The following is a 22657-nucleotide window of genomic DNA, read 5'->3' on the forward strand; positions in this document are numbered from 1 at the left end:
ATAGTCCGACTATTTTCAATAAAATTCCATGACAAAGTAATAATGTCAAATTACATTTTTCATTTTTAAGATATAAATGATACCCTTTAAAACTCGAACAAAGCTAGGTAAATATATCCATTTTAGTATAATTAATTTTATATATTTTTGCAAATAAATCACAATAAAGTGAAACTTCACTCAGTGGGGGTTTTCTTCATCCCCCACTGGGTGTTAGCCCTACCAATCGGGCTTTTACGAGCTGTTTATCTCCCACCTAAACTTCTTTGCTTCTCTCAAATTTTGAGGTGGGAGCCTTACAGCCCGTTAATGCGGGATAAATTCGTAATCAATTAGATTTCTAGAAACTGTACAACATATAGTTGCCAGAAAGATAATTCATTACAAAAAAGACTCCAGCTATGTACTAGAATCTTTTTCACACAAACTCTTGATATATATCTTCTATCCTCGAAACCATGACCTTTTGCACTAAGTATTCTTCCGCATACTGCTGTGCATTATGGCCCAATTGTTTACGAAGCTCATTTTTAGTTAGCAGCAACGTAAGGGCATCAGTAAGCTCCTCAACATTTCCCGGTTCACAAATTAATCCTGTTTTTCCGTGACATATCATCTCCGGAATTCCACCGCAATTTGTCGTAACAATAGCTTGCCCAGCAAGCATTGCTTCAATAATGGAGAGCGGAAAGTTATCATTAATCGTTGGTAATACATAAATAGAGGATTGCGCAAGAATCTCTGCAACATTCTTTTTTCTGCCGAAAAAAGAAACATTATCTAACTTTAATTGTCGCACTTCTTTTTCGAGCTTTTCTCTCATCGACCCGTCACCGACAATCCATACATCTATATTTTGAAAAAACGGTTTTAATTTCGCAAGTGCTTGAAGAAGAAATATATGTCCTTTTCTTGGTGCAAGCCGAGCGATGCAGGAGATAATTATTTTATCGTTTTCTATTTGTTTACGAATAGTATGATTCGGGAAATGTATACCTGTATGAACAGTAACAAGTTGCTCTTTCTTCGCACCATATTTTCTTAATATACGATGAAAAGAATGACTAATTGTAATAATTTTATTTGCCGCTTTTATCCCTTGTTTCTCAATCTCCCGAAAATAAATTTCTTCAATTGATCCTCTCTCTATCTTTCCAAATTTCATACGACTCTCCGTAAAATGCCCGTGTGGCGTAAAGAATAATGACTTTTTATATACCCTATTTAATTGTCCTAATAAAAAAATCGCGAACAAGTCTTGCCCATGAAACACATCATACTCTGCCAGCTGTTTTTCTTTTAAAAAAGAGTAAAACACATTTAAAAAACTAATATTCTTTATAATCTTTTCATTTGCTATTCCATACCGCCTTAATAAAAAATCTTTTACTTTTGCAGCAACTTCGGGAATATACTTTTCAAAATGAACAGATGTCATTTGTAATGGCGAAATGACATCTACATCATGACCAACATGTTCTAATCCTGTTTTTAAGGATGTAATATAATTAGACAATCCACCATGATTCGGATATTTCAAAAAAGTTACATATAATATTCTTAGTCTTTTCTTCTTATTTCTATCATTCTTGTTCACATAAAAACTTTGAAATGTCTCTACTTTTTGTTTATTTTCTACTTTATAATATTCATCCATAACCTTTAGTAGGTTGGGATGAATGGGACTATCATCCTTTTGTGTTTTCCCCATCTATATAAGTACCTCCTTGCTGTACAAATAGTTTCTATAAGTAAACAAAAAAAGAGAAGAGCATCCATTTGTTACAAATCTAGATGCCCCTCCCTTTAAAAATATTTATCGTGCTCCATCCTATTTCAACAAACCAAATTCTTCTCCCCAAGTTGTTACTTTCTCAAGATGATATGGTAATAATTCCCCACCGCGATAATCAAAAATTCTTCTAAGCTGCGTATGGAGTCCTTTCTCAAGTGTTCTTTGTAGATAAGCCATTTTATAAAGAACTACTGGATCCGTTTTAAAATGTATACCATACTTCTCCATTTCCTTCGCATATAGATTTGCACAATGCGTCCGAATTTCTTCACCTCGGCTTTGCCAATCTTTTCTGAACGCCAGTAGTATTTCCACTAATACGATCATATCAAACCAAACAGGAGCATATTTCGCGGATTCCCAATCAATAAACTGAATGTTCCACGCTTCGCCATTCTGTATGTTGTTACTACATATATTTTGCAAATGAAGATCTCCGTGTGTGACAGCTGAACCATTTGCTAAAAGTTCTGGAAAAAAGTCTGGTCCTTTGTCGTATATCTTTAGTAATGACTTATAATATGGTTTTACAATATGTTCTAATCCTTCTGTTTCCAGTGCATTATCTAAAAATTCTACCGTTCTTCCAATATACTTAATTCGTTCCTTTTTCATCTTACTTGATTCATAAACAGGAAGCCATGGTCCCCAAGCACCTTTGTATTTCATAATATTTGATTCGTACGTATGTGCATGAAGTTTTGCAAGAGTAGGGATAATGTAGTCAAAGTGAGCAGGGGTAAAGGTAGTTTGACCGCGGATTTGTCTCACAAACTCCATAAAAACCCACGTTTCTTCACCTTTTCTCTCAATGTGGTATATACGAGGTAGGAATTCTTTCATTACATGATATGCACTATCATATATATTAATTTCAATTTCACTTCTTATGTTAGCAGCATCGTATATTTTTAAAATAATTTGATGCTCCATTCCTTGTTTTGTAAAAAACACTTTGTATACACTCATTCTTCTCGTCGTTTTTAAACATACTGTTTTTGAAATATCAACAACTATCTTCTCACCAATCGCACGAGATAACTTCTTAGTCAACCCCCATTTTTCAAAATAATGAGCCAACTCACCTATTTCATACACTCTATTCACTCCTTTCGTTTTTGTTTCCACGCATTTTTCAGATGAGACCATGTACTTCTAATAAATGGCATTGGATCATCCCACGCTAACAGCGCAAACTCTTTTTTACCACGAAGCCCTTTACGAAAGTCACGCCATGTCATTTCGCCTTTCTTATTCTTATCACGGAATGTTAAATAATAACGCACGAGATAAATCCATTTCACTCCATCTATTTGTTTTAAACGTGGTACTGGACTTTGATTTGTCAAATATAAATAGTACATATATGCAAAATCAATACCCGCTTGTTCCGTCAAGCTATGTGTTAACCAAAAACGAGGATTAATTTCAATAAACTTATAAACTCCATCTCGCGGGTCTTTTTTGAATTCTATCATCCCTATACCTTTTAAATTCAAGTTCTCAAAAAATGGTAAACACATCTCTACTAATTCTGGCACTTGCTTACTTACAATGTGAGCACCTGTTCCATATTCAGCTGGAAACTGGTGATTCTTTTGTAAAGAAAATAATGCTAAAAGTTCCATATTGTCACCATAAAGCGTTGCAACTTTATAAAAACAAGTGTTATCACCCGGAATAATTTCTTGTAAAATTAGCTTCCCATGCTGTCTATATAAGTGATATTCCTCTCTTAGCTGTGCCTCATCTTTTATTACAATTGCTTTTTTATTTATTTTTTTTCGGAACTCATGACCTAAAGTAGGCTTTAATATACAAGGAAATGTTAGTTTTTGCACAGCTCTTTCTATTTGCTCTTCATCCTCAAGTATATATGTTTCTGGACACGGAATGTTATGCCTCATTGCTAGTTCATATACTTTATGCTTATCTAATATTTCATCAATAAGATCATGATCGGGAAACAGAAATAAATAGTATTTGGATAATTGTTCTCTGTATTTTGAAATAAAGACAACATAATCATCAGCCCCTGTACAAAGGACTGGTTTTTTATCAAACTCTTTCCCCAGTTCAGTTAAAAATGTTAGCAGCTTATTCTCTTCTGTTAAAGGGCTTGGGCATATTCCACATGTAGCAAGGCGTGATTTTCCGATTTTATAAGGTTTCTCCGTATCAAATGCATACACATTAATTCCTTTTCTCGCTAGACTTCTAATAATTCCAATTCCGTTAGCACTTAAATCGAGGACAACCGCTGCATGTTTATGATCCATACGATCCCCCCCCTCTTACATACTTCCAGTAAATACTTTCAATTTGCCCAATCATTGCATCTCTCGTTAAATGTTCCTTTGCAAACTTTTTTGCATTTTGCGCGAGCTTTTCTCTCGCCTCTTTATTTATAATCACCGCCTTTAACGCTTGAGACAGCTGATTAACATCTCCCGGTTCAACGAGAAACCCTGTTTTGGCATGAGTGACAAGTTCTGGTATACCACCTGCTGTTGTTGAAATGACACAACTTCCACTATGCATTGCCTCAATAATAGAGATTGGTAAAGTATCATTTAAAGTCGGTAATACAAAAACATCTGTTTGATTTAAAATATTTGGTATATCATCCCGCGTTCCTAAAAATTCAACCATAGAAAGTTTTAACGACTTCACTTGCTGTTCGAGCGTAGCTCTCATTTCACCATCGCCAACAATAAGTACTTTTATATTATCGGTGCACGATTTTGGTAATTGTGCAAGAGCGTTAAATAATACGTTATGTCCTTTTCTCGGCCCTAATCTTGCCACACATGTAATGACAAGCTCTTTTGCCGTTTTACTTTTCACTTGATCCGTATGTGAGTAATCGATACCCGTTAATACGGTCGTCATATCCTTCTGCTCCGCTCCTAACTGCATGAGTGGCTGACGGAATAAATTATTTAAAATAATGAGATGGTCGGAAAATTCAATTGCTTTTCTTTCTAGCGCTTTATAATAAACCTCTTCAACAGATCCTTGTTGAATCATACCAAACTTCACTCGGTTGAGCGTAAACATTCCGTGGTTTGTGAAAAATAAAGGTTTTTCATAATATTCATTAATTCTCCCTAGTATATTTGCTGTAAATAAATCTTGTGCATGGAATATATCGTATTTTTTTAAGTCCATATATTTAATAAGCATTCTTTCATAAACATATACATGTCTATGATTCTTTAAAATTTTACTATTACAACTTCCATAGCGCTCATAAAAAAATGATCTTAATGTTGGAATAATTTCGTCACGTACTGTATTCACTTCATCTATCGGGAACTGATTAGGCGAAACAACATCAACATGGTGTCCTAACTTTTCTAACCCTTCTCTAAGTGTTTTAATATAATTCGATAACCCACCTGTATGAGGATAATCCCAAAATGTTGCAATTAATATAGATAGTTTTTTCTTTGGCACTGCCTTCATCTTTTTTTTTGTGTAAATTTCACGTTTTACTTTTTTCTTCTTTTTCACTGGCACTTGGACACTATAGTGCTCATCCATTGCTTTTACGATATATGGATACGGAAATCCACTTGCTTCCTTCATTGCCATATCCTCCTTATCAATTCGAATGCTTCAGCATATTGCACACCAATTGTCATCCCTCTCACACTTCCTAAATAACGAACTCCTTCATAAGAACGAGGATGAGGAAAGTCCCTCATTTCAACATCATAATGTTTTAACGCTTCAATTTTTACATCCATTTGATTTGTAACATTTACAAAATAATTAGGCTTAAATGTTTTTTCATTCGTTTGAACATTCCACTCACTTGAAGAAACAGTTTCAAACGTAATTAGTTCAATTGGTTTACGATTTGGAAGTGGACGGGTTGCAGTTAATACCGCTTCAAATGTAACAAGATGATCTTTATTGACATCTCCGTAATGGTGAGTAAAAATTTTACTCGGATTATATGTTTGTATTAATTGTTCAATTTCTTTCGTTAACTTGTGAAGTGGAAGTAACTCTAACTCTAAGTTCGTATGCTTTAAGAAAATCACTTCATCAATACCAATAACCTTGTTTGCACGTTCACTCAGTTGTTGTATATGATGAGCTTCTTCTTTACGTCCTAGCGCAGTAATGACGGAAATGACGCGATATCCATCTTCTACTAATCTCCTCAAAGTCCCTCCAGCCCCTAATAGCTCATCATCAGGATGAGCACCGATAACTAAAATACTCTCTTCCATTATGACTTTCACCCCTTGTACTCATTAATGTATGCTTTTTCCTATAAAAAGAAACTGTCATTTGCGGATACCTTCCTATATTTATAGAGACAATTATCTCGCACGCTTCCCTGCCCATCTTCTATAAATATCTGGCTTTGTTTTTCGGACATGTTTCAAAAACACATGAGCCAATCCAAATTTTTTAAACCCTGTTAACAGCTTAGTAGGAGCCTCATTATATGAAGTAAACGCTCTTTTATGATCAATTACTTTTAATTGACCTTCTTCATTTATTAAAATGTGCCTCACTTCCGTATCAAGCCTCTTAAATCCAATTCTTCTTAGCTCCTCTAGCATCATTACGATTTTTACAGTTAACTCTTCATCAATATCCCCCTCTCGCTTTAAATGGCGGGCTAGTGAAATGCCTTGTATAAACTCCATTACGATATAATTATGGCCATACTCATAAACATGCGGAATAACTGATGATGATTGTCCAGCTAGCAAAGCTTCTAATTCCCGTTCTTGCGTTTCTTCGAGAAAGAAGAATTTCACACACACTTCATCTGTTAATTGGTATATCTCCCCATCTTTTCCATCCCCGATCAGCTTATACTCTCGTAAATCACTTCGACTTATTTTTTGTTTTGTAAAGAATTTTTTCATTTTATTTCTCCTTTGTAAAGAATTTGTAAAGACTAGTCCCTCACAGTCTATGATTTGCCCCTTACATATGCAACTGGAACGAATATCTATTTTTATGCATGATAAAGTGAAACTTCAATCAGCGGGGTTTTCTCCATCCCCCCTGATCGTCAGCCCGACCAATCGGGCTTTTACGGGCTGTTTATTTCCCACCTAAACTTCTCTGAATCCTCTAAGTTTTGAGGTGGGAGTCTTACAGCCCGCAAATAGCATGATAAAACAAAAAAGCCACTTCCCTCATAAGGAAGTGGTTCTACTAACTTATCCAATTTTCTGTTTAAAACGCATCACCTTCGATTCGCCAGAACCAGCGACAATGTAATCTTCATTTTGATTCACAATTCTCCACCCATGACCTTGTATAGAGCCACATACTTTTACATTGCTGTTTTCAAGAAAAATACGACAAACCGTACTCCTCCCTACTTCATTTTGAGTAGAAGTTGTATATAACACATCGTGGTCGACACTTAAATCTAAATAGCTGTTTTCATTACAATCATTATGACAAATTTGCCAATGTAACATTCTATTTTGTAAAATCGCATCTATTTCAGAAAACACAATCCTGCCTTTGTTTCCTCGGCAAGAACCACTCGCTGCTACTAAATAGGAATGGCATATTATCATAGAAGAAATCATATGATTTTGTTCTATTCTAATTCTCTTTATTTCTCCACTTACAAGATTAAAGGCCCATATCCCTCCATAGATTGGATGAATTTTCGTTCCAATAAATAATATATGTTCGTGTAAAAACAGTGAGCGAATAGACGGTGCCTTTTCACCGTACATGTGAAATGGATAAATTGTTTCCCATGTAGAACCAAAATTTTTTGATATGTACAATGTTTTATCACCGTGTGCAATTACTACACCATCTTCATTACTGCATACACTCCAGCTCGATGCCTTCGTCGGAAATCGCTTCACTTCCCAATCTCTTCCCCCATCCATACTACAAATAAAAATGCCCTCATCCCCTACACCATATATCATGTTTCCATTACTATGTAAATCACGAATTCTTTTTTGAAATCCTATAAAAATTGGCCGCCACTTATTATCTTCTTGCATAAACAAACCATTTTGTGTAGTTGCTAAAATGATTTTCCCATCCTCTAGTCTTGTTACGGCAGTTGCACTGAGCAATTTTTCCACTAAAATACCTCTATTCTGAGAGCTTTTCTGCAAAGGCGATAGCAAAATTACTACACCTTTCAATATCTTCATCTTCTTCTGGTGCTAACTCTATTTTTAACCCTTCTACAACAAGTTCCGCTCCGCATTCTGTTAGGCGTTTCTCTAAAATAGGTACCGCTTCACAAAATAGTTCATATGCTGTATCCCCTGAACCAAAAACAGCTGCTTTTTTCCCAGATAAATCTACATTTTCTAATTCATCATGAAAATCTTCTGCTTCAAAAGGAAGCTCTCCCTCTCCCCACGTATAAGAGCCTAGTAAAATCCCATCGTAATCCAGCAACTCATCTACTTCCATATTTTCTATTTCTTTCACTTCAATTTCATGATCAAATACTTCTAAACTAGCTTTCACTAAATCTACAATACTCTCTGTATTTCCCGACATACTTGCATACGCAATTAAAATTTTAGCCATAACCATCCCCCTCATCATTATTGATTATCATTCTCATTATAATAATATTGATAATCAATTTCAATTATATTTTTGAAGGTACGTTATTTTTTCTTCAAAATATAATTGAATTATTCGTTTCTTTATGAAAATCAAACTTTTGTATGAAAAGTAAAGATGAGTGCTTAGGAGTCAGAGCTAACTTCCTTCTATCATGTTTTGGAGTTGATGCCTTTCAGCTCGCAAATGGCAGGATAAATCATATAATTGTATATAAGAGTACGCTCCATTTCCTATACCTCAAAATACATATAAAAAGGCATTTGATTTCCCTATAGAAATCAAATGCCTTTTTCACTCATATGAAAGCTATTCAAGCCTTTATACCGCTATTTGCGGGCTGCACCTCAAAACTTGAGAGAATGCGAAAAAGCTTTGAGGTACAGCTTGTAAAAACTCGATTAGTTCAACTAATAATCAGCGGGGGATGGAGACTCCCTACTGATTTGAGTTTTACTTCATTATCTTACCTTTTGCCTTCTCATCCATTGGGTCGCAATCCACTTTTCCCCTTTTGTAACAGGTGCCCCTCCGTGCAAAGTAAGTTCGTTTAATTCTTGATTGCTGTAGAAGTATTCAAAATAAACTGCTGTTCCTTTTTTCGGTAATACTGATACATTTAGTTTCGGGAAAAATGTTTCTCCTCCTTCTTCTACATCATTTAAATACATGACAAGGGTACTAATTCTATTGTTACTTGCAGCTCTACTGGATGATGAGAAGAAATCAAAGTGAGCCTTATATTCTTGCCCAATTTCATAATTTAAAATTTGAATTCCTTCTCCATATTCAATCGGAATATTCATAATAGAAGAAATTCTTTTTTCAATCTTAGTAACTAAATCATTCTCATTTCCCTCTAAAAACACACTACTACTTGTACGTATTTCACTTACTTCCCTTGAGCCACCGATTTTTGATCGCTTCATTTTATCCTTAGATAAATTGATTAACTCGTCACATTCTTCATCACTTAAGACATTATTTAACACAATGATAAGCGGTTCCTCAAATCTAGCAATAATATCAATTTCTCTATCTTCTGTTTTTATTTTATTCCCTGTATGGTTAAAAATTGTTTGTTCTTTTTCTGTTTTATCTTCTCTTGTCATCTTTCGATAACCCCTTTGTTTTTATGTTCTGAATTTTTTTATTTTTAAACATAAAATTATTTAATCAAGATAATTATAGATTTATTATTACGTTTGTCAAGAAAATTAAAAACAGAAGAACACTTTATTAATCTTTATTTCTGACAAAATGTTATGTCAGCCATAATACATAAAAAAGCACGAATAAACAATGCTGTCATTCGCGCTTTTTTATCATTACTATTTCTTAAAGATACCAAATGGCTTACCAACCGGTAATACCACTTGACCAAAGTGTGTATTTAATACAGCAGCAGCTGAACCATAGAAAGATAACAGTGCAATCAATAATTCAGAGTACGCTGCTAAATTGTGCATTGCATGCGGCATAATACCTAACGTGCTTAATGAGAGACCAATAAATAAGAAGTCAATAAGTACAAAAATCATAAATAATACTTTGTGTGTCTCCATTGCACCAATTGTCATAAAAATCGTAAAGATTAAATACCCAATGTATGCAACACCTAATTGATGTGGATCTACATTTTTCGCTAATTCTTCACCAAATACACCTAGTTGAATTAACCATGACGTACCAACACCAAACCAAAATAGTGCGTATGCACCAAATGCTGTTGTTCCAAATGTATTGTTATGCTTTGCATCGTGAATGCAAGCAAATAATTGTGCAAATCCTCCTAAAAAGATTGCCCATGGTAATAGGAATGAAACACCATCAGTTAAACCTAACTTTTGAGATGATGCAACAAGTGTTACCATTGCTAATCCAAATAAACCAATTCCAGATGGATCAGCTGTTGTCATTTTCACATGATGCGTAGTTTGATTGCTCATAAAAAACCTCCTGATTTTAAAACACATACTTGAATACAATACTCAAATCAGGAGATACTGTCAATAGTTTTTATGATATAATATTATTTTGTGTGCAGTTCTTATCTTTTTTCTTTATTTCTATTAATATTTACAAGAATTTTTCCCATCTAATATTACTTTAAAATACTTCCTTCTATATTTATGGACATAAAATGAAACTTCACTCAGTGGGGGAATTTCCCCACTGAGTGTTAGTTGAACCAATCGGGCTTTTACGGGCTGTTTATCTCCCACCTAAACTTCTCTGAATCCTCTAAGTTTTGAGGTGGGAGTCTTACAGCCCGTTAATGCGGGATAAATCATTTTTTACTGATTCTATTCCCATTCTCAAACCAACATGTGGTTCCCACCCAAGTACCCTTTTAGCCTTTTTATTAGATAACACAGAACGTTTTATATCGCCTGGTCTCGGTCCCTTTATACGAATAGCTAAATTAGAATGAAATACCTCTTTAATAATATGATAAATGTCCAGTATTGCCTCTTCTTTACCCGATCCTAAATTGATTACATCATTTACCTTTTTTTGTAAGCATAAAAAATTTGCTTCTACAATATCAGACACATATACATAATCTCTCGTACAGCCTGTTGGCATATCAGGATATGTCATTAAAATGGATTCCTTTTGCGCCAAAATGTTATTTACAAAAATCGGAACAACTCCACTTTCTCCATCTGCAATTTGCCTTGGCCCATATACGTTTGCATAACGAAGTATGGAAAAGTTAAATCCATATAATTCACTGTACATTTTAATATACTGCTCCCCAGCGAATTTTGTAATTGCATATGGAGAAACTAATTGCGGTGAGTCTGATTCCTTTGACTTTTCGTTTCCTACTATTTCTTTTGAAAGTGCCCCGCCAGATGATGCATAAATAAAATTTCGAATCGGAAACTTTTGAACTAACGTAATCAAATGTAATAATCCAATGATATTTATCTCAAGATCATACATCGGATTTTCAACTGAGTATGGGACGGATTTTTGAGCTGCGTGATGATTCACCACTGTCGGACGATGCTGCTTGAAAATATTCCTCAGTTCTTTTTTATTTGTAATATCTACTGTATAAAAATAAACACCTTCTTGTTTTAGAAGGTTTTCAATGTTCTTATGCTTCCCGGAAGACAGATTATCTACAATAATTACTTCATGCCCCTCTTTCACATATCTTTCACATATATGTGAACCGATAAAACCTGCTCCTCCTGTTACTAAAATCCTTTCTTTCATTTATATTCCCCCTTATCTCTTCACGTCACAAGTAAAATTTTTTCTATACCATATAAAGAAACGTATATTTAATCGCACATATTACCAAAATAGCCGAGCAAAAAGATACACAATGTCATTATATTTATTTGTTGTTAAAATTATGAAACATTCATTATATAGCGCAAAGCAGTAACAAATGTTTCATAATCGTTCATTCCATACTATGATAGACATAACAACTTTCCATGAAAATAAATAGTAAATAAAAGGAGATGTAAAAATGCGTTACGTCATACTAACAGGTGCTTCAAGAGGATTAGGTGAAGCCATTGCTTTGCAACTACTACAAGAAGGCACAAGATTAATTTGCATTTCTCGGAAAGATAACGAAATGTTAGCTCAGCAAGCTCAAAACTTAAACATTCCGCTTCTTTTCTATCCATTTGATTTAGAGAAGGTACATAACATTGAATCACTTATGGGGGAAATCTTTTCACATGTCAACAAGCAAGAAATCTCTTCTATCCATCTTATTAATAACGCTGGTATGTTAGCACCAACAAAACCAATTGAAAAATCAGAAGGTGCAGATTTAATTGCAAATGTAAATGTAAATTTACTGGCTCCAATGCTACTCACCTCTTCTTTCATGAAGCATACGAAGGACTTGAAAGTAGACAAACGTGTCATTAATATTTCATCCGGGGCAGGACAAAATCCATACTTTGGCTGGGGGGCGTATTGCACCACAAAAGCAGGATTAAATATGTTAACAAAGTGTATCAGTATAGAGGAAGCTGAAAAAGAACACCCCGTACAAATCATTTCATTTGCTCCTGGTGTGATAGATACAGATATGCAAACCCAAATCCGCCAAACACCACGAGAAGATTTCATCCAACTAGATCGTTTTATTGCTTTAAAAGACGAAAATCAGTTACTATCACCTCAATATGTCGCAGAATCCATCATTCATTTACTAGAGACAGACCATTTTGAGCAAGGGGGTGTCATTCGTATTCAAGCGAAATAAAACATAAGAAAAACTCGTCTACGCTGACGAGTTTTTCTTATGTTCCTCTAAAAATAGCAAGATGGATTCCATGACCGGCTTATAACCTATTTTTTGGTAAATCTTATTAGAAGTCGGATTCGCTAGATCAGTATATAATGAAGTAGTTTTATACCCTTCATTTAACATGCGTTGACTTAATGCCGAAACGCAACTTGATGCATATCCACTTCCTCTTTTCTCTTTTGGTGTATATACATAGTTCACTGTAATATTATTCTCTGTTGGTCTTGTAACAGCCGCCATGGATACAAGTTCATCGTTTACTCTCCAACCAAACAATCGATGGCTTTCAATTAGTTCAGCTGCTTTCTCATTTGCTTCTTCTTTCGTTGTCGGTAAGTGTACATCTTGGCAAAACTCATACACCCACTTTTCAATAATTGGCTGTTCTTCAGGCAACACTTGATAAAATAGCCCTTTATTACCCGCTTCTTTTTCAACTGTTTGTAACACATAAATACACTGATTCATCCCAAGGCGAACCTGCTTATTAAAATGAGCTGCTATTTGTTTTGCTGTATCTTCAACTAATCCCCTTTCTCCAATTAACCCTGGTATATGCGGATAAGCAATGCATAACTGCTTTGCAAATTCTTTTCTATCCTCCGACGTGATAAAATGCTTCGATACAATTACTTGCCTTGGATGTGTCTGTAACATCACGCCTACTAAGTCACCATCTTTTACAACTGTCGCCATAAATAATGGCAATTGTGGAGAATACAATACACCTAATATTAAATTATTTTCTTGTTCATACTTCATTAAAAAAGGAAGGATATCATGCTTAAACTGTAAAAAGTCTGTATATACGTGTAATTGTACCATTGAAACCTCTTCTTTCTATTTATAAATATATATGGTATATTCTCGCTTTCTATAAAAAAACCTTCCTTTATCCACATGCTATTTCTGTTACAACAATTCTTTCCTAATACAAAAGTACTCCAACTCATCTATAATAAAAACATTAGTTTTATATTTTTATTTAATTCACTTCCATATCTCTTACTACACTTTCAATATCTCTTATTCTCTGTCGTTCTTTTTCTAGTTGGTGTTCTTCTCTTTCAAATTGTTGCATGCGCTCTTTTACCATCCGTTCCATTTGTTCTTTACTTGGACCACCATATACATTTCTCTTTGCAATAAATGCTCTTGGAGAAACGATATCTCTCCATTCTTCCTCTGTTAATATCACATTTAATTGGTTTTGTAACTGTTTATTAATATCTACGAGCCTCCATTCGTATAATTCTTTTTTTGTTTGCACAGTCATGTTTGCAAGCATACTTGCTACATGATGTGCCTGGCGAAATGGTACATTATATTTACCTGCCAATACATCAGCAAGCTCTGTAATTGTAATTGCATGCTTTGTTGCGCGCTCTTGTAAAATAGCTTTTTCTACTTTCAACGTTCGAATTACAGCATTCATCACACTACATACACGAATCCCTTTTTCAAAACTAGCATATAAATGTGGTTGCAAATCATCTTCCGTATCTACAATGTCTCCAAACGGTGTATTATGAATCATTTGAAACGTTGTGAATGCTTCCCCAAAACTGCTGCTACTAAGAGCACGAGCATGTTCGATTGAAACTGGATTTCGTTTTTGTGGCATAATACTACTAATTTGTACATAAGCGTCTGAAACCGTAATTCCGCTATATTCTTTTGTTGCCAATAATAAAAAATCTTGAATCCACCTGCCACTATTTGTCATTGTAATCATAAGTGCGGCACTTGTTTCTAATACGTAATCTGCACTTGCAATAGCATCATACGAATTTTCTATTATATTAGAAAAACCAAGCAATGCGGCTACTCTCTCTCGATTTATCGGAAATCCTGTTGTTGATAGTGCTGCAGCGCCAAGAGGTGACTGATTTACAGCATCATACGCTCTCCATACCCTTTTAGCATCTCGCTCCATCTGGTCATAAATAGCCAGCATATAATGCCCAAACGTCGTTGGCTGAGCTGGTTGTGTATGCGTATAAGCCGGCATAATTGTTTCTATATGCTCCTTGGCAATATGCAATATACTTTCTCTTAGTAACATAAAATGCTCAGCAAAACGCAATATATATCTTCGTAAACTCATCCGGTACAGTGCAACACCCATATCATTTCTACTTTTTCCAATGTGCATATTACTAATTGCATCACTATTTGCTTCCTTCTGTAAATGATGCTCAATTAAAAAGAAAAGATCTTCATAATCCGTCCCATACGTCAATTCATTAGATGAAATCGTTTCAACTTTCTTCAAAGTACCTAATATCAATTTTGCATCACTTTCTTTTATAATCCCTTCTTCCTGTAGCATGATTGTATGCGCACGATGCACAAGTAACATATCACGTAGCAAATAATCACGTTGAAACTGAAATACATGTTTTAACACACAATCCGCATAGACCTTTCCCGGAAACTTTTCACTTTCCTGCCCCAAGATATGCTCTCCTCTCATCTATTTGTAACATCATACCCAGTAACTTTTTAAATGTGTTTGGCCAGATCGAATTTTATCTATCGGGCTATAACATAACAAAAACCGGGCCCATAAAAATTCGAGCTCGGTTTCATGTCATAGTCTCTACAAAATCTCGTAAAAACTCTTTATATCGTAATTCCCATCCAATTCTCACCCAATTTTTCATCGCACTAGCATCTGGATTCGAGCGAAAATCAGCAATACTTTCGCCCTTTGCAATTCCTTCAACAGCTACCTCTACTCTTCTATATACATACTCAACAAAAGATGGATTCACAACAGCCATCATTGTCACCACATCATGGATTGGGCTGCCCGTTAATTGTGGATTTATCTTTTTGTACGCTTTATAATAATACTCAAAAATTGGACTAATTAGTTTGCTAAAACTTGTATCCGCATGCTTCGTGATATACTTTACTGTTTCTGAAGTTATGAGCGCTTCGCTCGTTACATTTAACGGCAGTAACGTTACATTTTTAGCACGTTCCATAACTAAATTCGCTGCTATTGCGTCACCATGAAAGTTCGCTTCCGCAACAGGCGTAACATTCCCTGGCACAAGGAAGGCCCCTCCCATAATATAGTATTCTTTGACGTATTCCATCATATTACTTCCTAAAATAAACGCCGTAGCTAAACTTGTTGGTCTTCCTGCATCAACAATAATAAGCTCATTTTTATAACGTTTTATGATTTCAAATATTTCACAAAACGGTTGAATATTGGGTTGCACCGTTTTGGGCGGACGTATAGGACCTAATCCGTCCTTTCCATGTATTTCAGGATAATACGTCACAAATTCACCGGATAACGGGATTTTTGCCCCATTAATAATTGGGATATCTTCTCTTCCTGCTAAATGCATTAAATAAGCTGCATTGCTCGTTGCTTGCTCTTGTGTAACATTCCCATACCCTGTTACAATTCCAACGATATCAATATTAGGATGTAATAGTCCATACATAATTGCTAACGAGTCATCAATTCCCGGATCTCCTAAAAATAACACTTTTTTCACAGCTCTCAACTCCATCCTATTCGCTGCTATTACTATATGAATGTGACTACGTATACAGACGTATTTTATAGAAACTGTTCTTTTGGATAAAGTGGAACTTCACTCAGTGTGGGTTTTCTTCATCACCCACTAAGTGTCAGCCCGTTAATGCGGGATAAAAACATTACTATTTTTAGATGATACAAACTCACACTATAAAAACTAACTCTATATAAAAAAAGGAAGCGAATCCGCTTCCTTTTAATTATTTCTACTCGTATTCCATTCATGCACTATGCTTCCTATTATATAAGCAATAAGCGCAAGTAACACAGGGAACACAACCGTATGCATACCTAATAAGTTTGGGAAGAAAAGGTGACATACAATATATGACCCAACTCCTACAATAATAGATGAAAGTGCCCCTGTCGCATTTCCCTTCCGCCAATATAATCCTAATACAATTGGCCAAATAAAGGCTGCTTCTAATCCACCAAATGAAAATAAATTTAACCAAATTAAAAAGTCAGGTGGCTTCATCGCTGCTACATATACGAGTAATCCGATAATACCAGTAACCCATAATGTCCCTTTTTTCACAGCCTGATGAGATGCTTTTTCATTTATGTAATTGACATAAATATCTTTAATGACAGCTGAACTTACAAGTAATAACAAGGAATTTACCGTTGACATGATCGCTGCCATTGGTGCGGCTAGAAAGACACCAGCAAGCCATGGTGGTAATACTTCCATCGCAAGGAGTGGCATAACTGTATCTGGAACTTCAATACCTGGTAGAACAACGCGAGCAAACACCCCTGTAAGGTGCATGCCTATCATAATCGTTCCAACAACAATTGTTCCAATAATTAGCGCTTGATGCATTGCTTTTGAGTTTTTATAAGACATCGCTCTTACACTAATTTGTGGTAAACCGACTACCCCTACTCCAATTAAAACCCAAAATGATGTAACATATGTTTTTGTTAAACTACCATCTGCGCCAAATGGGGTTACTAAGTTTGGATTCACTTGTACAAGTTCTTGTATAATGTTTGCAACGCCGCCACCAGCTATGATAGTTGCAATTAAAATCATTGTCGTACCAACTAGCATAATAATGCCAAGTATTGTATCAGATATCGCAACAGCACGGAAACCACCAATTAAAACGTAAATAAGTACAAAAAAAGTAAATAAAAATAACGATGTTGTATACGATAATCCTGTTAACGATTCAATTAAACGACCACCGCCAACCCATTGTGCTACAGTAGCTGAAAACAAGAACACAATGATACATATTGCTGACAAAATAACAACAGCTTTATTGTCATACCGTCCTTTTAAATAATCAACAAGTGTAATGGCTTTCATCTTTCTCGCAATAATTGCAAACTTCTTACCAAGTACTGTTAAAACAATGTAACCTGTTACAATTTGAATAGCTGATAAGAGCACCCAGCCAAGCCCCATATTATATGCAATTCCAGGTCCACCTATAAAACTACTCGCACTACCGTAGGTTGCAATCATGGTCATTGCTAGTAATAGCCCACCGAGATTACGTCCACCAAGAAAATATTCCTGCAAAAACTCATGATGTACTGTCCTTTGTACACTCCGAGACGCATATATACCAATTAAAAAGACAATGATGAATGATGCCATCATTGGAATTATTACATACCAGTTCATATTCATTCCTCACCTTTTTCTTGCTCATCCAGCGGTATATCTTGAAACACAAATCGCACAACAAGTGTTACAAGACTAATCATAACGAAAAACCCAACAATACAGCTATAAAAAAACCATGCTGGAAAACCAAATACATATGTATAGTGCGCCGGATTTTGACTCCCTAATCCATAAGCAAATCCAAACCAAATAATAAAATTAATGATAACAAGTCCAAGTCCCATCCACGCTTCACGATGTGCAATACGAAAACGTGGATCTTCATGATATTTATTCACCTTTTTCTCACCCCTCTCGCAATTTATAATTGTACCATTATTGCCGATATTTTTCCCAATAAAAAGAAAAAGAAACAATTTACAAATAACAAAAAAATTTCAATTATATTACAATAGAGAGAATTTTGTAATATAATTGAAAATTGAAATTAAAAATATTTTTCCCTATTATTAGAAATAGGTGTACAAAATTCCATTTCGTGCACTCTGTGTTGTATTTGTTTTGAAATAAGTACAGTTACACTGTATTTATAAAATATTTAGGGGGTTATACGATGAGTCAATTAGCTATGAATCTTCATGAAAAAGTCGAAAAGTTTTTACAAGGAACAAAAAAGTTATATGTAAATGGAGCTTTCATCGAAAGCGCTTCCGGTAAAACTTTCACAACACCTAACCCTGCAACAGGCGAAACGTTAGCAATTGTTGCAGAAGCTGGACGCGAAGATATTCATAAAGCTGTTATTGCAGCTCGCCAAGCATTTGATGAAGGACCTTGGTCACGTATGAGCGCCGCTGAACGAAGCCGTCTTATGTATAAGCTTGCCGATTTAATGGAAGAACATAAAGAAGAATTAGCACAACTTGAAACATTAGATAACGGAAAACCAATTCAAGAAACAATGAACGCGGACCTACCGCTTGCAATTGAACATATGCGTTATTATGCTGGATGGGCTACGAAATTAGTTGGACAAACAATTCCTGTCTCTGGCGAATACTTCAATTATACACGCCATGAACCAGTTGGTGTTGTTGCACAAATTATCCCTTGGAACTTCCCACTTCTTATGGCAATGTGGAAGCTTGGTGCAGCTCTTGCAACAGGATGTACAATCGTATTAAAACCAGCTGAGCAAACACCACTTTCTGCATTATACTTAGCTGAATTAATGGAAGAAGCTGGATTCCCAAAAGGCGTTGTCAATATCGTACCTGGATATGGTGAAATAGCTGGACAAGCTCTTATCACACATCCACTTGTTGATAAAATTGCGTTTACAGGATCTACAGCAGTTGGAAAACATATTATGAAAGAAGCTTCTAATTCATTAAAACGTGTAACGTTAGAATTAGGTGGTAAGTCTCCAAACATCATTTTACCTGATGCAGACTTATCTCGCGCGATTCCAGCCGCTCTTTCTGGTATTATGTTTAACCAAGGACAAGTATGTTGCGCAGGTTCTCGCTTATATATTCCAAAGAAAATGTATGATAACGTTGTAGCTGACCTTGCATTATATGCGAAAAACTTAAAACAAGGCGCTGGACTAAACCCAGAAACAAATATCGGTCCACTTGTATCACAAGAACAACAAAACCGTGTAATGGGGTACATTGAAAAAGGTACAGCTGAAGGCGCCGAAGTTGTCATTGGTGGAAAGAAACCATATGAGCAAGGCTACTTCGTTGCACCAACAGTATTTGCAAACGTTAGTGATGAAATGACAATTGCAAAAGAAGAAATTTTCGGTCCCGTCGTTGCAGCGATGCCGTTCGATGATATCGATGAAGTAATTGAACGTGCAAATAAAACTGAATTTGGTCTTGCTGCAGGTGTTTGGACAGAAAACTTAAAGAATGCACACTATGTTGCAAGTAAAGTACGTGCAGGTACTGTATGGGTAAACTGCTATAACGTATTTGATGCAGCTTCTCCGTTTGGTGGATATAAACAATCTGGCCTAGGTCGTGAAATGGGTTCTTATGCATTAGATAACTACACAGAAGTAAAAAGCGTTTGGATTAGCTTAAACTAAGAAAAAGTGACTTTGCCCCGAGGCAAAGTCACTTTTTCTATATTTGTAAGCCACCGCTTACATTGATGACGTCTCCTGTAATGTATGAAGCATAGTCTGAAGCTAAAAAAGCCACTGCATTCGCAACATCTTGTGGCGTACCAATCCTTCCTACTGGAATTGCCCCTATCATCTTCTCTTTCACTTTATCCGGTATCGTCTTTGTCATACTTGTATCCATAAATCCTGGACAAATTGCGTTACATGTGATTCCAAAACTTCCGGCTTCTTTTGATACTGTTTTCGTTAAACCAATCACACCAGCTTTCGCCGCTGCATAATTTGCTTGCCCAACATTCCCTTGCCAACTAACAGACGAAATATTAATAATGCGACCATATTTTTGTTCTCGCATATACATAAGCGCTGGTTGTATGCAATGAAATACTCCTGTTAAGTTAACATTTATAACTTGTTCCCATGCTGTATGCTCCATCTTATGTAACATACTATCTCTCGTAATCCCAGCATTATTTACTAAAATATGTAGTGACCCATACACTTCGATAGCATGCTTTATTAATGTCATCGCTTCTTGAGAATCCCCAACATTACAAACATACAAAGATACATCATAGCCTTTCCTGCTAAACTCTGCCTGTGTTTCCTGTAATGCTTTTTCATTTACGTCACTTATGACAACAGAAGCTCCAAGTGATGCAAGCGTATTTGCAATTTCTTTTCCCAAACCTTGTGCCGCTCCAGTTACAACAGCTACTTTGTTCTGTAAAATGTTCATGTTCATCCTCCATTTTTTGACACATTACTATATATATTTCAATCGATATGTAGGCAACTGCTACTAAAAACATAGACAAATATACATTTTTAGAGTTTTCCTGCTTCTACGAACCCGACCTCGCCAAACGCTCGCTATTATCGTTTGTATAGTTCTCCGCAGGCGTAAATTCCGATGTAGCCCACCGTACATATATACCTACTCTTTTAAGTGAGTATGGTATACTCTTTTGCTTGTAAAAGGTTGATAGAAGCGTTTAAATCCCTGTCCATAATGTTTCCACAATCGCATGTATACAATCTGTCTGATAGATTTAAATCAACTTTCTTTTGACCGCAACATGAGCATAATTTAGAAGACAGATAAAACTTATCTACTTGGCGTAATTCAATTCCTTGCTGCTTACATTTAGACAGTAACCATGTTTTAAAAGTGTAAAAGCATTGTTGTGCTACTGCTTTGGACAAGTGCCTATTCTTTAACATACCTTTTACATTCAAATCCTCTATTGTGATATACATCGGCTTGGTTTTCACCAACGTATTCACAACCGATTTTGCGTACTCTACTCGTATGTTAGATAGCCGCGCATGTAATTTTTGTACTCTAAAAATGTTTTTGTTTATATTTGCTCTTTTAGCAACAGTTTTTTCACCTCTCTTTTTTAGATTTTCATATTTTCGTGATAAAGAGCGTTGTTCACGTTTCAATTTCTTTTCTAGCTTTCTTACTGTTAAAGTTTTATTAATATTCTTGTATGGTTTGCCATTACTACATATAGCAAACTCTTTTATACCTAAATCAACACCAATTCCAGCATTCGTATTATTTTGATTATTTTGTTTGAACACTTCACATAGAACAGACACGTAATACCTTCCTGCTCTTTGAGACACTGTTCCACTTTTTACTACTGCATCTCTTGGAACATACCCATATTCTTTTAATCTTACCCAACCAATTGTAGGTATTTTTATTCTATGTCTTTCTATTGTCCAATCTGTTTTTTTGTTTTTCGGGAAATAGCACTTAACATCTTGCTTCTTCTTTTTCTTATATCGTGGAAATTTAGACGTTCCCTTGAAAAATTTCTTAAAAGTATTATCAGCATTCATAATAGCTTGTTTAACAGCCTTACTTGATACTTCTTTAATCCACAGGTCATGTGCTTTTGTATATTCATTATTTAACCACTTGAAAAAATCATAACCCCCGATAAACTTACCTTCTTTTTCGTAAATCTCTTTGTTTTTAGAAAGGTATAGATTGTAAACGTATCTACACACTCCAATAGTTTGATTGATTTTGGTTATTTGTTCATTTGTCGGTTTCATTTCAATAAAGTACGCCTTTTTCATAACTCTTTATCCTCCGACATTTTCTTTTTGTATTTTCTCAATCCATATATTCTGCAACTGAATACATGGACGATAGATATCAAGCCTTGAACCAGTTCTTCTTGAGGGGATAACTTCTCATTATTAACAACAACGATTTCCACACCTAATTTACGAAGAAACTTTTCAAACCAATCATAGCCAAAACGAACAAATCTATCTTTGTGCGCGATAATAATTGTCGGAACTTCACCTTCCACACAACTATCAAACAGTTTGTTCCACTGTTTTCTGTTATAATTTCATCCACTGCCAATATCCGTAATCACTTCATTAACAATGATTCCTCGTGCGTTAGCAAATGTTTTTAAAAACTCAATTTGGTTTTCTAAGTCATCTTTTTGTCCTTGATTGGATACTCTCGTGTAAATAACGGTCTTACCTACTTTATTTTCTTCTTGAATACCCATATAAGTTCTATACTATTTATCTGTATAGTATCTTCTTCCTTTTGGGTTTCGGTAAGCAGTTAATGTACCTTCGTTATCCCATCTTTGTGGTGTTCTGACAAACACATTGATCATTTTTGCAAATTCTTTTGGTTTATACTGTTTCAT

At 35.3% G+C, this 22657-nt stretch carries 20 protein-coding genes and 1 pseudogene; 2 read left to right on the plus strand and 19 right to left on the minus strand.

The annotated features are described in order from the left end of the window. Window positions 1-418 precede the first annotated feature (418 nt). The 11 genes from BAMA_RS13760 to BAMA_RS13810 form a co-directional block, all read right to left on the minus strand. Window positions 419-1711 (minus strand): glycosyltransferase family 4 protein, encoded by a 1293-nt coding sequence (locus tag BAMA_RS13760; protein ID WP_051758954.1) that lies wholly within the window; start codon window positions 1709-1711, stop codon window positions 419-421. 120 nt (window positions 1712-1831) lie between these two features. Further along, the gene (locus BAMA_RS13765) at window positions 1832-2893 is read right to left on the minus strand and encodes a phosphotransferase (protein ID WP_034639946.1); all 1062 of its coding nucleotides are present in this window, start codon (window positions 2891-2893) and stop codon (window positions 1832-1834) included. A gap of 5 nt (window positions 2894-2898) precedes the next feature. Further along, entirely contained in the window at window positions 2899-4074 is a 1176-nt protein-coding gene (locus tag BAMA_RS13770; protein ID WP_034639949.1) for a carboxylate--amine ligase, read from the minus strand. Next, complete coding sequence (locus BAMA_RS13775) at window positions 4064-5386, minus strand: glycosyltransferase family 4 protein (protein WP_034639950.1); 1323 nt, start codon at window positions 5384-5386, stop codon at window positions 4064-4066. Before BAMA_RS13775 ends, BAMA_RS13770 begins: the two co-directional genes overlap by 11 nt. Further along, window positions 5383-6039 (minus strand): PIG-L deacetylase family protein, encoded by a 657-nt coding sequence (locus tag BAMA_RS13780; RefSeq protein ID WP_034639951.1) that lies wholly within the window; start codon window positions 6037-6039, stop codon window positions 5383-5385. The genes BAMA_RS13775 and BAMA_RS13780 overlap by 4 nt, the downstream gene beginning before the upstream one ends. 93 nt (window positions 6040-6132) lie before the next feature. Then, window positions 6133-6690: an AarF/UbiB family protein gene (locus BAMA_RS13785; RefSeq protein WP_034639953.1), complete on the minus strand. Its 558-nt coding sequence runs from the start codon at window positions 6688-6690 to the stop codon at window positions 6133-6135. 300 nt (window positions 6691-6990) lie between these two features. Further along, window positions 6991-7890, minus strand: coding sequence for a WD40/YVTN/BNR-like repeat-containing protein (locus tag BAMA_RS13790; protein ID WP_034639954.1), 900 nt, complete (start codon window positions 7888-7890; stop codon window positions 6991-6993). A 10-nt stretch (window positions 7891-7900) separates the two neighbouring features. Then, window positions 7901-8350, minus strand: coding sequence for a flavodoxin (locus tag BAMA_RS13795; protein ID WP_034639956.1), 450 nt, complete (start codon window positions 8348-8350; stop codon window positions 7901-7903). Window positions 8351-8850: 500 nt separating this feature from the next. After that, on the minus strand, window positions 8851-9501 hold the full coding sequence (locus BAMA_RS13800) for a 2OG-Fe(II) oxygenase (RefSeq protein ID WP_034639957.1): 651 nt from the start codon (window positions 9499-9501) through the stop codon (window positions 8851-8853). 219 nt (window positions 9502-9720) lie between these two features. Then, complete coding sequence (locus BAMA_RS13805) at window positions 9721-10338, minus strand: acetate uptake transporter (protein WP_034639959.1); 618 nt, start codon at window positions 10336-10338, stop codon at window positions 9721-9723. A gap of 316 nt (window positions 10339-10654) precedes the next feature. Then, window positions 10655-11620, minus strand: coding sequence for an SDR family NAD(P)-dependent oxidoreductase (locus BAMA_RS13810; RefSeq protein ID WP_034639962.1), 966 nt, complete (start codon window positions 11618-11620; stop codon window positions 10655-10657). 262 nt (window positions 11621-11882) lie between these two features. On the opposite strand from BAMA_RS13810, the gene BAMA_RS13815 reads away from it, so the two are divergent. After that, the gene (locus BAMA_RS13815) at window positions 11883-12635 is read left to right on the plus strand and encodes a (S)-benzoin forming benzil reductase (RefSeq protein ID WP_034639964.1); all 753 of its coding nucleotides are present in this window, start codon (window positions 11883-11885) and stop codon (window positions 12633-12635) included. Between the two features lie 18 nt (window positions 12636-12653). Here the strand turns inward: BAMA_RS13815 and BAMA_RS13820 are convergent, their stop codons facing one another. From BAMA_RS13820 to BAMA_RS13840, 5 genes are all read right to left on the minus strand, one after another. Then, entirely contained in the window at window positions 12654-13505 is an 852-nt protein-coding gene (locus BAMA_RS13820; protein ID WP_034639966.1) for a GNAT family N-acetyltransferase, read from the minus strand. A gap of 160 nt (window positions 13506-13665) precedes the next feature. Beyond that, on the minus strand, window positions 13666-15156 hold the full coding sequence (argH, locus tag BAMA_RS13825) for an argininosuccinate lyase (protein ID WP_034639968.1): 1491 nt from the start codon (window positions 15154-15156) through the stop codon (window positions 13666-13668). A gap of 112 nt (window positions 15157-15268) precedes the next feature. After that, window positions 15269-16216: a nucleoside hydrolase gene (locus BAMA_RS13830; protein ID WP_034639970.1), complete on the minus strand. Its 948-nt coding sequence runs from the start codon at window positions 16214-16216 to the stop codon at window positions 15269-15271. A 225-nt stretch (window positions 16217-16441) separates the two neighbouring features. Continuing rightward, a complete protein-coding gene (gene panF / locus BAMA_RS13835; RefSeq protein ID WP_034639971.1) occupies window positions 16442-17884 on the minus strand; it encodes a sodium/pantothenate symporter in 1443 nt (480 codons plus the stop codon). 2 nt (window positions 17885-17886) lie between these two features. Continuing rightward, the gene (locus BAMA_RS13840) at window positions 17887-18165 is read right to left on the minus strand and encodes a YhdT family protein (protein ID WP_034639973.1); all 279 of its coding nucleotides are present in this window, start codon (window positions 18163-18165) and stop codon (window positions 17887-17889) included. 275 nt (window positions 18166-18440) lie between these two features. On the opposite strand from BAMA_RS13840, the gene BAMA_RS13845 reads away from it, so the two are divergent. Continuing rightward, window positions 18441-19925 carry an aldehyde dehydrogenase family protein gene (locus tag BAMA_RS13845; protein WP_034639974.1) on the plus strand — a complete coding sequence of 495 codons (1485 nt, stop codon included), beginning with the start codon at window positions 18441-18443 and terminating at the stop codon, window positions 19923-19925. 37 nt (window positions 19926-19962) lie between these two features. On the opposite strand, the gene fabG is transcribed toward BAMA_RS13845, so the two are convergent. The 3 genes and pseudogenes from fabG to BAMA_RS23535 form a co-directional block, all read right to left on the minus strand. Next, window positions 19963-20703, minus strand: a complete 741-nt coding sequence (gene fabG / locus BAMA_RS13850; RefSeq protein WP_034639976.1) for a 3-oxoacyl-ACP reductase FabG — start codon at window positions 20701-20703, stop codon at window positions 19963-19965. A 206-nt stretch (window positions 20704-20909) separates the two neighbouring features. Continuing rightward, window positions 20910-22061: an RNA-guided endonuclease InsQ/TnpB family protein gene (locus BAMA_RS13855; protein WP_034639978.1), complete on the minus strand. Its 1152-nt coding sequence runs from the start codon at window positions 22059-22061 to the stop codon at window positions 20910-20912. After that, window positions 22058-22657, minus strand: a pseudogene (locus tag BAMA_RS23535) (IS607 family transposase). The gene BAMA_RS13855 and the pseudogene BAMA_RS23535 overlap by 4 nt, the downstream one beginning before the upstream one ends.

This window comes from Bacillus manliponensis (assembly GCF_000712595.1).
GTDB classification, from domain to species: Bacteria; Bacillota; Bacilli; order Bacillales; family Bacillaceae_G; genus Bacillus_A; species Bacillus_A manliponensis.

Coding starts and splice junctions, on each gene's coding strand:
- BAMA_RS13795 (WP_034639956.1), bottom strand. CDS start 8,350: ATGGCTAAAATTTTAATTGCGTATGCAAGTATGTCGGGAAATACAGAG.
- BAMA_RS13770 (WP_034639949.1), bottom strand. CDS start 4,074: ATGGATCATAAACATGCAGCGGTTGTCCTCGATTTAAGTGCTAACGGA.
- BAMA_RS13815 (WP_034639964.1), top strand. CDS start 11,883: ATGCGTTACGTCATACTAACAGGTGCTTCAAGAGGATTAGGTGAAGCC.
- BAMA_RS13775 (WP_034639950.1), bottom strand. CDS start 5,386: ATGAAGGAAGCAAGTGGATTTCCGTATCCATATATCGTAAAAGCAATG.
- panF (WP_034639971.1), bottom strand. CDS start 17,884: ATGAACTGGTATGTAATAATTCCAATGATGGCATCATTCATCATTGTC.
- BAMA_RS13855 (WP_034639978.1), bottom strand. CDS start 22,061: ATGAAAAAGGCGTACTTTATTGAAATGAAACCGACAAATGAACAAATA.
- BAMA_RS13785 (WP_034639953.1), bottom strand. CDS start 6,690: ATGAAAAAATTCTTTACAAAACAAAAAATAAGTCGAAGTGATTTACGA.
- fabG (WP_034639976.1), bottom strand. CDS start 20,703: ATGAACATTTTACAGAACAAAGTAGCTGTTGTAACTGGAGCGGCACAA.
- BAMA_RS13805 (WP_034639959.1), bottom strand. CDS start 10,338: ATGAGCAATCAAACTACGCATCATGTGAAAATGACAACAGCTGATCCA.
- BAMA_RS13760 (WP_051758954.1), bottom strand. CDS start 1,711: ATGGGGAAAACACAAAAGGATGATAGTCCCATTCATCCCAACCTACTA.
- BAMA_RS13810 (WP_034639962.1), bottom strand. CDS start 11,620: ATGAAAGAAAGGATTTTAGTAACAGGAGGAGCAGGTTTTATCGGTTCA.
- BAMA_RS13845 (WP_034639974.1), top strand. CDS start 18,441: ATGAGTCAATTAGCTATGAATCTTCATGAAAAAGTCGAAAAGTTTTTA.
- BAMA_RS13820 (WP_034639966.1), bottom strand. CDS start 13,505: ATGGTACAATTACACGTATATACAGACTTTTTACAGTTTAAGCATGAT.
- BAMA_RS13780 (WP_034639951.1), bottom strand. CDS start 6,039: ATGGAAGAGAGTATTTTAGTTATCGGTGCTCATCCTGATGATGAGCTA.
- BAMA_RS13800 (WP_034639957.1), bottom strand. CDS start 9,501: ATGACAAGAGAAGATAAAACAGAAAAAGAACAAACAATTTTTAACCAT.
- BAMA_RS13830 (WP_034639970.1), bottom strand. CDS start 16,216: ATGGAGTTGAGAGCTGTGAAAAAAGTGTTATTTTTAGGAGATCCGGGA.
- argH (WP_034639968.1), bottom strand. CDS start 15,156: ATGAGAGGAGAGCATATCTTGGGGCAGGAAAGTGAAAAGTTTCCGGGA.